The organism is Enterococcus sp. DIV0682 (genome assembly GCF_051712685.1).
In the GTDB taxonomy this organism is placed as follows: Bacteria; Bacillota; Bacilli; order Lactobacillales; family Enterococcaceae; genus Enterococcus; species Enterococcus faecalis.
In genome coordinates this window covers 499,595-514,515 of sequence record NZ_JBIOPK010000001.1, presented here as the reverse complement: position 1 = coordinate 514,515, position 14,921 = coordinate 499,595, and the positions used below count along the sequence as shown (strand labels likewise).

Annotated in this window: 10 protein-coding genes; 2 read left to right on the top strand and 8 right to left on the bottom strand. The window is 37.8% G+C overall.

Annotation, left to right across the window (positions count from 1 at the left end):
- Positions 1-52 precede the first annotated feature (52 nt).
- The 6 genes from whiA to uvrB form a co-directional block, all read right to left on the bottom strand.
- On the bottom strand, positions 53-988 hold the full coding sequence (gene whiA / locus IGK96_RS02555; RefSeq protein WP_002358736.1) for a DNA-binding protein WhiA: 936 nt from the start codon (positions 986-988) through the stop codon (positions 53-55).
- A 33-nt stretch (positions 989-1,021) separates the two neighbouring features.
- On the bottom strand, positions 1,022-2,017 hold the full coding sequence (locus IGK96_RS02550; protein ID WP_002355627.1) for a gluconeogenesis factor YvcK family protein: 996 nt from the start codon (positions 2,015-2,017) through the stop codon (positions 1,022-1,024).
- Positions 2,017-2,904: an RNase adapter RapZ gene (rapZ, locus tag IGK96_RS02545; protein ID WP_002355625.1), complete on the bottom strand. Its 888-nt coding sequence runs from the start codon at positions 2,902-2,904 to the stop codon at positions 2,017-2,019. The genes IGK96_RS02550 and rapZ overlap by 1 nt, the downstream gene beginning before the upstream one ends.
- Positions 2,905-3,069: 165 nt before the next feature.
- The gene (locus tag IGK96_RS02540; protein WP_085443249.1) at positions 3,070-3,864 is read right to left on the bottom strand and encodes a YusW family protein; all 795 of its coding nucleotides are present in this window, start codon (positions 3,862-3,864) and stop codon (positions 3,070-3,072) included.
- Between the two features lie 171 nt (positions 3,865-4,035).
- Complete coding sequence (gene uvrA, locus IGK96_RS02535; RefSeq protein WP_002361280.1) at positions 4,036-6,855, bottom strand: excinuclease ABC subunit UvrA; 2,820 nt, start codon at positions 6,853-6,855, stop codon at positions 4,036-4,038.
- Between the two features lie 117 nt (positions 6,856-6,972).
- Positions 6,973-8,970, bottom strand: coding sequence for an excinuclease ABC subunit UvrB (uvrB, locus tag IGK96_RS02530; RefSeq protein WP_002355618.1), 1,998 nt, complete (start codon positions 8,968-8,970; stop codon positions 6,973-6,975).
- A gap of 278 nt (positions 8,971-9,248) precedes the next feature.
- Between uvrB and IGK96_RS02525 the strand changes: the two genes are divergently transcribed.
- Complete coding sequence (locus IGK96_RS02525; protein ID WP_002355617.1) at positions 9,249-11,417, top strand: amino acid ABC transporter substrate-binding protein/permease; 2,169 nt, start codon at positions 9,249-9,251, stop codon at positions 11,415-11,417.
- Between the two features lies 1 nt (position 11,418).
- A complete protein-coding gene (locus IGK96_RS02520) occupies positions 11,419-12,156 on the top strand; it encodes an amino acid ABC transporter ATP-binding protein (protein ID WP_002355616.1) in 738 nt (245 codons plus the stop codon).
- A 47-nt stretch (positions 12,157-12,203) separates the two neighbouring features.
- Here the strand turns inward: IGK96_RS02520 and IGK96_RS02515 are convergent, their stop codons facing one another.
- Positions 12,204-12,923 carry an MgtC/SapB family protein gene (locus tag IGK96_RS02515; RefSeq protein WP_002361276.1) on the bottom strand — a complete coding sequence of 240 codons (720 nt, stop codon included), beginning with the start codon at positions 12,921-12,923 and terminating at the stop codon, positions 12,204-12,206.
- A 35-nt stretch (positions 12,924-12,958) separates the two neighbouring features.
- Positions 12,959-14,863: a heavy metal translocating P-type ATPase gene (locus tag IGK96_RS02510; RefSeq protein ID WP_085443248.1), complete on the bottom strand. Its 1,905-nt coding sequence runs from the start codon at positions 14,861-14,863 to the stop codon at positions 12,959-12,961.
- Positions 14,864-14,921 lie beyond the last annotated feature (58 nt).

Below are 14,921 nucleotides of genomic sequence, written 5' to 3'. Positions count from 1 at the left end.
AAGGATAGCACTTCAAACGGAAATGTTATTCTTCACTTCTGGAGCAGAAAAGTTACGCACTTTTTTCTCGTAATTTTTCTGCAAATTCATTAATTTTTCGAATACGATGATTAATACCTGACTTAGAAATAGCTCCTGAAGGAATCATTTCCCCTAGTTCTTTGAGACTAACTTCCGGATACTCTAACCGTAATTCTGCGATTTCCTGAAGTTTCTCCGGTAATGACGTCAGCCCTACTGTACTTTCAATAAATTGAATATTTTCAATTTGTTTTGAAGCCGCATCAATAGTTTTATTTAAATTCGCTGTTTCGCAATTCACTAAACGATTTACTGAATTCCGCATATCACGGACAATCCGGACATCTTCAAATTTCAACATAGAGTTCGTGGCACCAATTAACGTTAAAAAGTCGGCAATTTTTTCAGCACCTTTTAAATAACAAATATATCCATTTCGGCGTCCCAATGTTCGAGCGTTTAAGTCATAGTAATTCAACATCTTACAAATATCATTATTGTGTTCTTCATAAATTGAAAAAATTTCTAAATGATAGCGACTTGTTTCCGGATTATTAACTGAGCCAGAAGCCATAAAGGCCCCGCGTAAATAGGAACGCATTTTTTGCGCGTTACCCATGATTTCATTTGACACATTGCCATTAAAAACGACCCCATCCATAATATCCAAATCAGCTAGAATTTTTTGTGTATCTTGTTTTAGACGCACAATGTAAACATTATTTTTCTTTAGTTTCATTTTTTTACGAACTAATAATTCTGCTTGTGCATGGTAATGATCTTTCAGCAATGAATACATTCGACGAGCAATTGCAGCATTTTCCGTTTGTACATTCAAGACAAACTGTTGATTAACTAAGCTAAGTGAGCCGTTCATCCGAATTAATGCTGCTAATTCTGCTTTCGCGTGTTCTCGATGGACTTCTAAACCAGTTAACTCTTTTTTGACATCCGAGGCAAAAGACATCTAAGCTCCTCCTCTCTTGATTCTTTTGATTAATTAATATTTCGTTCCAAATACGATACGGAAAAGTTCTTCAACAACTTTTTCCCCATCATGAAAAACTCCGCCATCTCTTAATTCTAAAAAGTCTGTCGAAATGACTCGGCATCCTTCTTCACGTAATCCTTGAAAATCATGCTTTACTTGAACTAAATATTCATCATAAATTTCAGGATCCATGTAATTTTCTGGTACTTTTTCTGTGTTAACCAGTACTGTATCAACAAACTGCGCTTGTAGATGCTCGTTTAAGACACGAACATGATCGGCATCCGTAAAATGTTCCGTTTCCCCTTTTTGGGTCATGATGTTACAAATATAGACTACTTCGGCTGCCGTTTGTTTGATGGCTTCACCAATTTCTGTAATAACTAAATTAGGTAAAATACTTGTAAAAAGACTCCCTGGCCCTAACACGACCATGTCTGCTTCTTCAATTGCTTTGACGACTTTACGCGCAGCTCTTGGCTGTTCTTCTCCGTGTGTATTTGTTACAAACACATGGTCAATCGTCTTGCGATCCAGTGCAATTTTTGATTCTCCCACCGCCACTGAGCCATCCTTAAATACGGCATGTAACGTTAATGGCCGTTCTGATGATGGATAAATCCGTCCATCAACATGCATCATTTTTGAAAGCAATTGAATCGCTTCATACGTACTTCCTCTCATTTCTGAGACAGCAGCAATGATTAAATTACCGATTGCATGATTGGCAAAATGACTATCTGATTTATCAAAACGATATTGAAAAATATCTTCATATAATTGTGGCATATCTGACAATGCCACTAAAACATTTCTTAAATCTCCCGGAGGTGTCATGTTATTAATAGAGGAACGAAGCTCGCCACTACTACCGCCATCATCAGCGACCGTTACGACGGCAGTAATATCAACACTTTGATTTCTTAAACTTTTCAAAATTACTGGCAAGCCTGTTCCACCACCAACAACCACGATCTTCGGTTTACGAATTCGATAGGTTTTCATTAAGAGCGATTAACCGTTTCTTTTCTTTTTAAGCGGTCGCGGTGGGTAATATTTACATGGTAATCTTCCTCTTTTAATTCAGCACCAACACGTTCTGTCAATGCAACAGAGCGATGTTGTCCGCCAGTACAGCCAATTGCAATGGTGACGCTACTTTTACCTTCTTTTTTATATCCAGGTAAGACTGTTCGCAGTAAATCGATAAATTTGGTATAAAATTCATCTGTTTCTGGGAAGCCCATCACATAATCATAAACAGGTTGATCCATTCCAGTTAACGGTCGTAGTTCATCAATATAATGGGGGTTAGGTAAAAAGCGAACATCCATAACGATATCTGCATCAATCGGCAACCCATATTTAAAGCCGAAGGACACCATTTCCACTCGAAATTCGTGTGTCTCTCTCGTTGCTAGTTCTTTATTCAAACGTTCCCGCAATTGACGAGGGGACAAGTCCGTGGTGTCAATGACCAACTGAGCATCCGCCTTGATTTCTTCCAGCATTGCACGTTCTTTACGAATACCTTCTGTCACTAAACCATCCATCGCCATTGGATGCGCACGCCGGGTCTCTTTATAACGAGAAACCAACTCTTCATCGGTGGCATCTAAAAATAAAATCGTTGTATCAATAAAATTAGTATTTTCAAGTTCGACTAACATATCCTGAATTTCTCTAAAGAAGGTCCGTGAACGTAAATCGATCACTAACGCAATCTTGGTAACTTTTCCAGATTCTTTAATTAATTCCCAAAATTTTGGGATTAAGCTTGGTGGTAAATTGTCGATACAGAAATAGCCCATGTCTTCAAAGCTTTGAACAGCGACTGTTTTTCCAGCGCCACTCATTCCTGTAATAATAACCAGTTGTAAATTTTCTGGCATATTCAACACTCCCTTCACTTGCATCACTATATTATAACACCCCGGGCGTATCAAAGAAAGCTTTTCAATCATTCTTATAAAGATTTCTATTCTTTCATAGAAAAACAGCATTGACATTTTTGTCAATGCTGTTTTAATTGCTGAATTATACTATATAATTCTGTGTTATTTTAATACAAACTCAATTTCTGTTTTATCAGTAAAATTAGCTTCAAAATCAAATTGTTTTACTTGTTCATTCACGGCTAACTTTTTCGTAATGTGTTCTTTAATTTGTTCATTTGTAGCTGTTTTGATTGACAATCCATCTAAAAGAGTCATGATTTTGTCTTGTGCTGCCTTACCTTCTAATTCTAAATCAGCAAATTCATCTTCATACGTTGCTTCAATTGTTCCGTTCGATTTTATTTCATAGGTGAACTCAATTTCATTTTCATCGTATTCGATTTCTACGTCAATCTCTTGAAGACTGGCAACAGTCGGTGTCGGTGTGGTTAGTTCATTGTCTGCTGTTTCATGGTCCCCGCCAACTTCAGGAGTTACGGTTTCCCACTTAAAGGTACCAATTTTAGCTGTTGCTAGATATGGATTATTAATGGTAATGACTTTCAATTGAAGGTCTGAATGGTTGGCGATATCTGTTAAAATCCCCAGAGCCTGATATGTATTTTGTGTAAAACGTGTCGCAATATTTTGCGCATCAATTGTGGAATAGCCTAATGTTTCCCAGGTGATTTGTTGCTTTAATTCCTGATGAACGGCTTGTACTGTCGCCGGCTCCAATTGAATGCCCGTTGCTTCTTTTAAGTCTTTCTTGGTAAAGCTCATTACTTTTTCATGGTCTGATTGTGAAATTAAGGTCGCTGCTTCCATTGTGTTACTATGTACAAAAGGTGTGATTCCGATAGCTAAGACCATTCCTGCTGTTAATAAACCTGTTGTTATTTTTTTGTTTTTCATTTAAGACTTCCCTTCGTGTTCATTGTTATTTTGTTAACAAACATAGTATATCTTTTAATTACACATTAAGTCAACATTTATTTTTAATTTTAATTAAAAAATATTTGTTATTTTATAATAAAAAAACCTTGTTTCCCATAAAAACAAGGTTCTTTATCTAATCATTAATGTTTATTTCAGAACACGTTTTAAATAATATCCTGTGTAACTGTCTTTGACTTTAGCAACTTCTTCTGGTGTTCCTGTCGCCACGATCGTCCCACCACCGTCGCCACCTTCTGGCCCTAGATCAATCACATGGTCCGCAGATTTGATGACATCCAAGTTATGTTCAATCACTAAAACGGTATTGCCCGCTTCCACTAAACGCTCTAATACTAGAAGCAACCGCGCAATATCATCGGTATGCAAGCCTGTTGTTGGTTCATCCAGAATATAAAAGTTTTTCCCATTAGAATTTTTATGAAGTTCACTCGCTAGCTTCATCCGCTGTGCTTCTCCACCAGATAAAGTAGTTGCTGGCTGCCCCAATGTCACATAGCCTAAGCCTACATCCACAATTGTTTGCAATTTACGATGAATTTTAGGGATATGTTTGAAAAATTCTACGGCATCTTCCACCGTCATATCTAAAATATCAGAAATGTTTTTGCCTTTATAATGAACTTCTAACGTCTCAGAATTATAACGTTTGCCATGACAAACTTCGCAAGGCACATAGACATCAGGTAAAAAGTGCATTTCAATTTTGATGATACCATCCCCGCGACAAGCTTCACAACGGCCACCTTTGACGTTAAAACTAAAGCGACCTTTTTTATAGCCACGAACCTTGGCTTCATTTGTTTGGGCAAACAAATCGCGAATGTCATCAAAAACACTAGTATAAGTCGCTGGATTACTTCTTGGTGTTCGACCAATTGGACTTTGGTCAATGTCAACAATCTTTTCAATGGCTTCATAACCAGTGATGCTTTTGTGTTTCCCAGGTTTATTGGAATTACGATTTAATTTTTGGGCCAGCGCTTTTTTCAAAATTTGATTGACTAAAGTACTTTTCCCTGAACCTGAAACGCCTGTGACAGCAACAAATTCACCCAGCGGAAATTCAACACTGACATTTTTTAAATTATTTTCACTGGCACCAGTGACTTTGATCGCTTTGCCATTACCTTTGCGACGTTCTTTTGGTACAGGAATCACTTTTTTCCCAGAAAGATATTGTCCGGTCAATGAATGCGGATTTTTAGCAACCTCTTCCGGCGTACCAGCGGCTACAATTTCACCGCCCAGATGTCCAGCGCCAGGTCCCACATCAATCAAGTAATCCGAAGCCATCATTGTATCTTCATCGTGTTCCACCACAATTAATGTATTGCCTAAGTCCCGCATTTTTTTCAATGAGTCAATCAAGCGGTCGTTATCTCGTTGATGCAAACCAATTGATGGTTCATCTAAAATGTAAAGGACGCCTGATAAGTTTGAGCCAATTTGTGTTGCTAAGCGAATTCTTTGTGCTTCTCCGCCAGAAAGTGTACCAGCAGCTCGACTTAAGGTTAAGTAATCTAACCCGACATTTTTTAAGAAGGTTAACCGATCTTCGACTTCTTTTAAAATTGGCCGAGCAATCGTTGTTTCTTGTTCAGATAAAGACACACCTTCAAAAAATTGGACCGCATTTTTTATTGCTAATTCACTGACTTCACCAATGTGCGTGCCATTGATTTTCACAGCTAAAGCTTGCGGATTCAAACGATACCCTTGACAGCTTCGACAAGTCAATTCTGTCATGTATAACCGCATTTGATCTCGTGTAAAATCGCTATTTGTTTCATGATAACGTCGTTTAATATTTTTTAAAATCCCTTCAAATGGCACTTCCACATCACGAACACCACCAAAGTCATTTTCATAATGAAAATGAAAGTTTTTCTCGCCAGAACCATTTAAAATAATTTCTTGTTGGTCTGCAGGTAATTCTTCAAACGGCGTATCCATATCAATCCCAAAACTGGTGGCTGCTTGTTCCAACATTTGTGGATAATATTGGGAACTAATAGGGTTCCACGGAACAATGGCTCCTTCTCTCAAGGTTTTAGTGGGATCTGGAATCACTAAGTCTTTGTCCACTTCTAATTTAACACCTAAACCATCACAATCGGGACAAGCGCCAAATGGTGCATTAAATGAAAACAAGCGCGGTTCCAATTCACCGACTGTGAACCCACAATAAGGACAAGCATAATGTTCACTAAACAACATTTCTTCTTGACCAATCACATCAACAATTGCGTAACCTTCAGCTAAACGCAAAGCCGCTTCAAACGAATCAAACAAGCGAGAGCGAATGCCTTCTTTCACAACGATACGGTCAATCACAATCGCAATATCATGTTTTTTATTTTTTTCAAGTTCTGGTGCCTCACTAACATCATAGGTTTCACCATCCACCCGCATTCTGACATACCCTTCACGTTGGATCATTTCAAACACTTTTTTATGTTGGCCTTTTTTCTTGACCACAACAGGCGCCAAAATTTGAATTTTTGTTCGCTCTGGTAGCTCTAAGACTTTATCAACCATCTGTTCAACAGACTGACTGGTAATTTCAATATGATCGTTAGGACAAATTGGATGACCTACCCGAGCAAATAACAATCGTAAATAATCATTGATTTCTGTGACCGTCCCTACTGTTGAGCGTGGGTTTTTACTTGTCGTCTTTTGATCAATTGAAATAGCTGGACTTAAACCATCGATGCTGTCAACATCTGGTTTATCCATCTGTCCCAAAAATTGTCGCGCATAAGCAGAGAGACTCTCTACATAACGTCGTTGCCCTTCTGCGTAAAGCGTATCAAATGCTAATGAACTTTTACCAGAACCAGATAGTCCAGTTACAACAACCATTTTGTCACGAGGAATCGTGACATCAATATTTTTTAAGTTATGGGCGCGTGCACCATGAATCACAATTTTATCATTTGCCATATATGTTCTCCTTTTACTAAATCTCTTACGTCAAATCATTTCAAGTCATTCTATAGAGAAAAGATTAGTAAAAGACACGATGGTTCATCGTATCTTTTACTTAATCCGTTGGTTGACTTATTTGGCAGCTTTCAATTCAAGAATGGTATCTCGTAATGTGGCTGCAGTTTCGAAGTCTAATGCTTTGGCTGCATCTTTCATTTCTCTTTCAAGTTTCATTAATAAATCAGCTTTTTCTTGTCTTGATAAATCTTCATATGATTTATCCAATTGAACCACTGTTTCATCTTTATCAGCTGTTTTGGAAATAGAAATCAAATCACGAATTTCTTTAATAATTGTTTTTGGTTCAATGCCATGTTCTTCATTATATGCTTCTTGGATTGCCCGACGTCGTGCCGTTTCATCCATAGCTCGTTGCATCGAATCGGTGATTTTATCTGCATACATAATGACTTTTCCTTCGGCGTTCCGGGCAGCCCGTCCCATCGTTTGCACTAACGAGCGTTCACTGCGTAAGAAGCCTTCTTTATCCGCATCTAGAATCGCAATTAAGGAAACTTCTGGCACATCGATTCCTTCACGTAATAAGTTAATACCTATTAGAATATCAAATTCGCCTAATCGTAAATCGCGAATGATCTCCGTTCTTTCCAGTGTTTTTATATCACTATGCAAATATTTAACTTTTAAGCCTAATTCTTTGAAATAGTCGGTTAAATCTTCGGCCATTTTCTTCGTTAAGGTTGTGACAAACACCCGCTGATCTTTTTCGATCCGTTCATGAATTTCGCCCACCAAGTCATCAATTTGACCCATAATTGGGCGGATTTCTACTTCTGGATCTAGTAAACCTGTTGGTCGAATGATTTGTTGAACAACAGTCTCTGTTTGTTCCATTTCATAAGGGCCTGGTGTTGCCGATACATAAACAATTTGGTTTACATGTTGTTCAAATTCTTCTAAACGAAGCGGTCGGTTATCAAGTGCACTTGGTAAACGGAAACCATAGTCCACTAACATTTGTTTCCGTGCTCGGTCGCCATTATACATTCCTCTAATTTGCGGCATTGTTACATGAGACTCATCGATTACAAGTAAGAAGTCATCTGGGAAAAAGTCCAACAGCGTATATGGCGGCTCTCCTTCTTGGCGACCATCCATATGTCGAGAGTAATTCTCAATCCCTGACGTATAGCCCATCTCTCTCATCATCTCAATATCATAGTTAGTTCGCTGTTCCAAACGTTGAGCTTCCAATAATTTGTTTTCACTGCGAAGCACTTTCAAACGTGCCTCTAATTCTTCTTGGATCTGCGATATGGCATGTTCCATATGTTCTTCGTTCGTCACAAAGTGTGTTGCCGGAAAAATAGCGACATGCTCTGTTTCGCCGACAATTTCACCAGTTAACGCATCTACTTCACGAATTCGATCAATTTCGTCTCCGAAAAATTCAACACGTAGCGCATGCTCATCCCGTGAAGCTGGGAATATCTCAACCACATCACCGCGGACACGAAAACGCCCCCGTTGAAAATCAATATCATTTCGTTCGAATTGAATATCGACTAAGCTTTTTAGTAACTCATTACGATCCATTTCCATTCCCACACGTAATGAAACAACTTGTTGACTGTATTCCCGCGGATCCCCTAAACCAAAAATACAAGAAACTGACGCTACCACGATGACATCGTTTCGTTCCAATAAAGAACTTGTCGCTGAATGGCGTAGTTTATCAATTTCATCATTAATACTGGAATCTTTTTCAATATATGTATCACTTGAGGGTACATATGCTTCTGGTTGATAATAATCATAGTAACTGACAAAATACTCGACCGCATTATCTGGGAAAAATTCTTTAAATTCCCCGTATAATTGTCCAGCTAGTGTTTTATTATGTGCAATCACTAATGTTGGTTTGTTCACTTCTTGAATCACATTAGAGATTGTAAATGTTTTACCTGTTCCGGTCGCTCCAAGTAAAATTTGAGCTTTTTCTCCACCTTTGACACCGTCAACTAGTTCAGCAATAGCGGCTGGCTGATCTCCGGCAGGCTCATATTTAGAAGCCAAATGAAAGGTATTGGAAGTTTCTCTTTCGATCATTTATAACTCCCCCTCAAAGTGTCTAATTTCTCTTAAATTATCGGCCCATTCTGGCAGAATGTCCACTTATTAGTTTAACATACCGAACATATTTTCGCCACTTTTGCTGTTTCGGACTTCAACTGATCTTAATCTTTTGTTCTTATTTTCTATGTCATGTTTTATAACATGAAATGTAAGGAAATTAGAGTTTTTTTCTCTTTTTAGCGTTCAAATACTTGTCAGCTTCCTATTTCTTACTATATAATTGTTCAATATGCAAAACTAGGAGGTATTTTATGAAAAGGAAACACTTTTTACTTTCTTTCTTTGTGATGATGGTAACTCTGCTAACATTCATTAGTGGCACTTCAGCACATGCAGAAGGAAAGAAATATACAATTGGAACGGATTTAACATTCGCCCCTTTTGAATTCCAAGACTCAAAAGGAAAATACATTGGTATTGACGTTGATTTATTAGATGCGATTGCCAAAGATCAAGGTTTTGAAGTGGATTTAAAACCATTAGGCTTCGATAGTGCAGTCCAAGCGATTCAATCTAAACAAATTGATGGCATGATTGCTGGAATGAGTATTACGGATGAGCGAAAAAAATCCTTTGATTTTTCAGATCCATACTTCGATAGCGGTTTACAATTAGCGGTAAAAAAAGGAAACGACAAAATTAAATCATATGATGATTTAAAAGGCAAAACGGTTGCGGCTAAAGTTGGAACTGAAAGTGCCAATTTCCTTGAAAAAAATAAAGAGAAATATGACTACACCATCAAAAATTTTGACGATGCAACGGGTCTTTATAAAGCCTTAGAAAACGGCGAAGCGGATGCAATCGTTGATGATTATCCTGTATTGGGCTACGCAGTGAAAAATGGTCAAAAATTACAATTAGTTGGCGATAAAGAAACAGGCAGTTCTTATGGTTTCGCAGTGAAAAAAGGTCAAAACCCTGAATTAATCAAAAAGTTCAACGCTGGTTTGAAAAATCTTAAAGACAATGGTACTTATGATAAAATTTTAAACAACTACTTAGCGACAGGCGATGAAACAAACACACAAGACGCTGGCGAACAGATGAAAAAAATCACTCCTAAAAAAGAGAAATATGTGATTGCTAGTGATTCTACATTTGCTCCGTTTGAGTTTCAAAATGCCCAAGGCGATTATGTCGGAATTGATGTAGATTTAGTCAAACGTGCAGCTGAATTGCAAGGTTTTACTGTTGAATTTAAATTTATTGGTTTTAGTTCTGCTGTCCAAGCTGTTGAATCTGGTCAAGCAGATGGGATGGTTGCAGGCATGACGATTACGGATGATCGTAAAAAAGCCTTCGACTTCTCTGTTCCTTACTTTGATAGCGGTATTCAAATTGCGGTCAAAAAAGGCAATGACAAAATTAAATCGTATGATGATTTAAAAGGCAAAAAAGTCGGCGTAAAAATTGGTACTGAAAGTGCTGATTTCTTAGAAAAAAATAAAAAGAAATATGATTACTCAATTAAGTATTTAGACACAACTGATGCATTATACAGTGCATTAGAAATTGGCGAAGTTGATGCCATGATGGATGATTATCCTGTCATTGGCTATGGGGTTGCGCAAAATCAACCACTAGCGACACCAATTCCTCGTGAAAAAGGTGGTTCTTACGGTTTTGCTGTCAAAAAAGGGCAAAATCCTGAACTACTTGAAATGTTTAACGAAGGCTTAAAAGAAATGAAACGTACAGGTGAATACGATAAAATTATCGGCACTTACGTGAAAGATGGCAACGAAGCCAAAGAAGAAACAGCTGACGAATCTACGTTTGTTGGCTTCATGCAAAACAACTGGAAACAATTGTTACACGGTTTATGGATGACGATTCTATTAACGTTGATTTCCTTCGTACTTGCTTTAATTGTCGGCGTTATTTTCGGATTATTCAGCGTTTCACCAATCAAAGCATTACGTGTACTTTCAACCATTTATGTTGATTTAATTCGTGGAATTCCTTTAATGGTCTTAGCGTTCTTCATCTATTTCGGATTACCTGGTGTGCTTGGCTTTAATATCCCGGTCTTCATTGCTGGGATTATCACGTTAACTTTAAATGCCAGTGCCTATATTTCTGAAATTGTGCGCGGCGGAATCAAAGCTGTTCCAGTTGGCCAAATGGAAGCTTCAAGAAGTTTAGGTCTTTCCTATAATCGGACAATGCAAAAAATTATTTTACCACAAGCGATTCGCATTATGATTCCTTCATTCATTAACCAATTTGTTATTTCATTGAAAGATACAACTATCCTTTCAGCAATTGGCTTAATCGAACTACTACAAACAGGAAAAATTATTGTTGCTCGGACATTACAAAGTACAATGGTTTACTTCGTTATTGCGTTAATCTACTTAATTTTAATTACTAGCTTAACTAAATTAGCGAAAAACCTTGAAAAGAAGGTGAACTAATATGACTGAAAAAATCTTAGTTGAACATTTAGTAAAAAAATATGGTGACAACACGGTCTTAAACGACATTAATGTTTCTATTAACGAAGGCGACGTAGTCTGCGTCATCGGTCCTTCTGGTTCTGGTAAAAGTACTTTTTTACGTTGCTTGAATCAATTAGAAGAAGCTTCTAGCGGAGACATTATTATTGATGGTGCGAACTTGACAGATAAAAATACGGACATCAACCAAGTCCGTCAACATATCGGCATGGTTTTCCAACATTTCAATTTGTTTCCACATTTATCTATTTTAGAAAATATTGTTTTAGCACCAACCGATTTAGGTCGCTTGTCAAAAGACGAAGCGGAGAAAAAAGCGTTAGAACTTTTAGAACGTGTTGGGTTGGCAGATAAAAAAGATGCCTATCCAGATTCTTTATCTGGTGGTCAAAAACAACGTGTCGCAATTGCACGTGCGTTAGCGATGAATCCTGATATTATGCTTTTCGATGAGCCAACATCAGCTCTTGATCCAGAAATGGTTGGCGATGTTCTTGGTGTAATGAAAGATTTAGCAAAACAAGGAATGACAATGGTCATAGTTACTCACGAAATGGGCTTTGCAAAAGAAGTGGCTAACCGAGTAATGTTCATTGATGGCGGTAACTTCCTAGAAGATGGTTCGCCAGAGCAAGTCTTTGAAAATCCTCAAAACCCTCGAACAAAAGATTTCTTAGATAAAGTATTAAATATTTAAACAAAAGCACTTGGCGCGCGCTAGCGCCCAAGTGCTTTATTTTATGGTTAAATTGTTTCCGTGACAGAGACAGATTGAACGTGCCCTTTTTCTTTTAAGAGATGGTGCAAGTTGGAATGCCAGAAATCTTCTTTGCCTACATAAGAAATCTTTGCTGTCACTGCCTCTTGTTCGGATTCCAAAGTCAATTCTACTAAGCGCTCCCCTTTTTCTAAAGAAGCTTGAAGTTGTTCATGCAGGCGGCTTTCTTTAATCATGGGTTCCTTCATTTTTACGATAAGCTGCAATCGTTTTAAAGGAGTTTTTCGTTTAAAATGGGCCAGAGCTAATACTAGCAAAGTTGCCACGAGATTGATAAACGCAATGGTTAAAAAGCCCATCCCAATGACTAAACCAATAATAGTAACATTCCACATCATTACTGCTGTCGTTAACCCAGAAACTTTCCTTTCTCTAAAAACGATAATCCCTGCACCGAGAAAGCCTACACCACTAATCACTTGGGCGCCATATCGTGTAATATCCATAGAAATAATGGATGCCAAGGCGCTATTTTGTTTCACCACATCGACTAAAATATCCACCGATTGAATCTGTAAAATGGAAATCGTACAGGAGGCCAAACATAAAATGGCATTACTACTGATACCGAAGCCTTTTCTTTTAATACTTCTTTCTAACCCAATCAAAGCTCCAAAAACCACGGCTAGAGCCATCCGAATGACAACGTCGGTGAGAGAAAGTTCAATCATTTTTAAAGAATTCATCGCTTTCTCTCCTTTCTTGCAAATGACTATTTGACTTATTTTGTATTAACTAATAAACGCAAGCCATTAAAAATGACCACTAAGGTACTTCCTTCATGAATAAGTACGCTAAATGCGATATTCGCAATACCTAAAAAGTTCAAGATAATTAATGTTGCTACCACTAACATTGAAAAAATAATATTTTGCTGCACAATTTTATTCAAGCGTTTTGAGACACGGTGAGCATAGCCTAATTTAGAAAGATCATTTTTCATCACTACCACGTCTGCAACATCGATAGCAATGTCTGTACCATCCCCCATCGCCACTCCGATATCAGCATTCACTAAAGCGGGCGCATCGTTAATGCCATCACCAACCATCCCAGTCATTCCTACTTCGCGTTTTAATTGATCAACAATCGCTGATTTTTCCTCAGGTAAAACATTAGCAAAAACTTGGTCCACGCCTACTAAGCGACCAACTGCTTCACCCGTAAGTTTTGCATCTCCTGTAATCATTGTTGTTTCAATATTTTGTGACTTGAAATAGTGAATGGCGTTCATTGCTTCTTCATTAGGAACATCCATCAATGCCACCAAACCAATCACTTGTTCATTTTCGGCAAAGTACACTACCGTTTTGCCTTCACTCGCTAATTTCGTTGTTTGTTTCTCAATGATTGTTGGCACTTGTTCGAAACTAGATGGTTTACCAATTCTAAAAGTTGTGTCTGCAATGGTCGTTACTAAACCCACCCCGACAATATTTTCTACTTCTAAATTTAAAGCCGTTGTTTCTGCTTCAAAGCGATTAACAATCGCCGTCGCCAATGGATGATTGGATTTTTTCTCCATATTTGTTAAAACAGCTACTAATTCGTCTTGGCGAGCTTCTAAGCCATCAACAAAAAGATAATCTGTGACCTCAGGTTTGCCTTTTGTTAGTGTGCCTGTTTTATCAAAAGCGAGTGCTTTCACTTCAGCTAAATTTGATAAGAATGAGCCACCTTTAAACAAAACGCCTTGTTTCGCTAAATTGGAAATTCCTGATAAAGTTGCCGGAACGGCACTCGCTGCTAAAGCACAAGGGGAGGCAGCAATTAAGAAGACCAAGCCTCTGTAAAAACTTTCAGCCCAAGTCAATTGGAAAAGTAATGCGCCACCTAAAACAATTAGTGGAAAAACTGCTAAAACTAGTGTGACATATTTCGGTTCAAATCGTTTAATTTTGCTTGCAATTTCTGATTGATTTTCTTGTGATTGGTTCACGAGCTGTACGATTTTTGCAAAAACTGTTTCTGAACTATCTTTCGTTACTTCAACAACAATTGTGCCTGAACCGTTCATAGTACTACCAAAAACTGGGTCCCCACTATTTTTTTCTTTGGGAATACTTTCCCCATTAATAGATGATTCATCCACAGCGGTACTTCCTTCAATCACGACGCCATCTGTCGGAATTTGCGCACCATTGAGGACTTGCACGCGGTCACCAATCTTCAATTGTTCAACTGACACAGTTTGAATTGAGCCGTCGTCTGTTATCAGGCGAGCTTCTGTTGGATTTAAATTTAATAGTTTTGTAATTTCACGTTGGCTTTTGCCTTGGGCATAATCTTCAAGGAAATGCGCCGCCGCAAAAATCAAAATCAACAATGCTGATTCTTCAAAACTTCCCATTAATGCTGAACCAACTGCAGCTAAGGTCATTAACAAATGAATATTAGGCGAAAACTTTCGATTGTTTTTCGTATCCCGATACGTATCTCCAAAGCCTTCCCCAATAATATGATAACCAGCTAAAATAGCAGCTAACGAGAAAAGAATATTTTTCACTAAGAGCATGTTCCCTAAAAATAAACCGATAAAGAAAAGAGCCAATCCTGTAAAAAAGAGAATAACTGGAACGTTTTTACCTTTTTCTTCATGTGTGTGTGCACCTGTTTGTTTTGACATTGTTATGCGCCTCCTCATTAATGTTTTTCTATTCATATGAATGTATATTCATATTATA

Coding starts and splice junctions, on each gene's coding strand:
- whiA (WP_002358736.1), bottom strand. CDS start 988: ATGTCTTTTGCCTCGGATGTCAAAAAAGAGTTAACTGGTTTAGAAGTC.
- IGK96_RS02550 (WP_002355627.1), bottom strand. CDS start 2,017: ATGAAAACCTATCGAATTCGTAAACCGAAGATCGTGGTTGTTGGTGGT.
- rapZ (WP_002355625.1), bottom strand. CDS start 2,904: ATGCCAGAAAATTTACAACTGGTTATTATTACAGGAATGAGTGGCGCT.
- IGK96_RS02540 (WP_085443249.1), bottom strand. CDS start 3,864: ATGAAAAACAAAAAAATAACAACAGGTTTATTAACAGCAGGAATGGTC.
- uvrA (WP_002361280.1), bottom strand. CDS start 6,855: ATGGCAAATGATAAAATTGTGATTCATGGTGCACGCGCCCATAACTTA.
- uvrB (WP_002355618.1), bottom strand. CDS start 8,970: ATGATCGAAAGAGAAACTTCCAATACCTTTCATTTGGCTTCTAAATAT.
- IGK96_RS02525 (WP_002355617.1), top strand. CDS start 9,249: ATGAAAAGGAAACACTTTTTACTTTCTTTCTTTGTGATGATGGTAACT.
- IGK96_RS02520 (WP_002355616.1), top strand. CDS start 11,419: ATGACTGAAAAAATCTTAGTTGAACATTTAGTAAAAAAATATGGTGAC.
- IGK96_RS02515 (WP_002361276.1), bottom strand. CDS start 12,923: ATGAATTCTTTAAAAATGATTGAACTTTCTCTCACCGACGTTGTCATT.
- IGK96_RS02510 (WP_085443248.1), bottom strand. CDS start 14,863: ATGTCAAAACAAACAGGTGCACACACACATGAAGAAAAAGGTAAAAAC.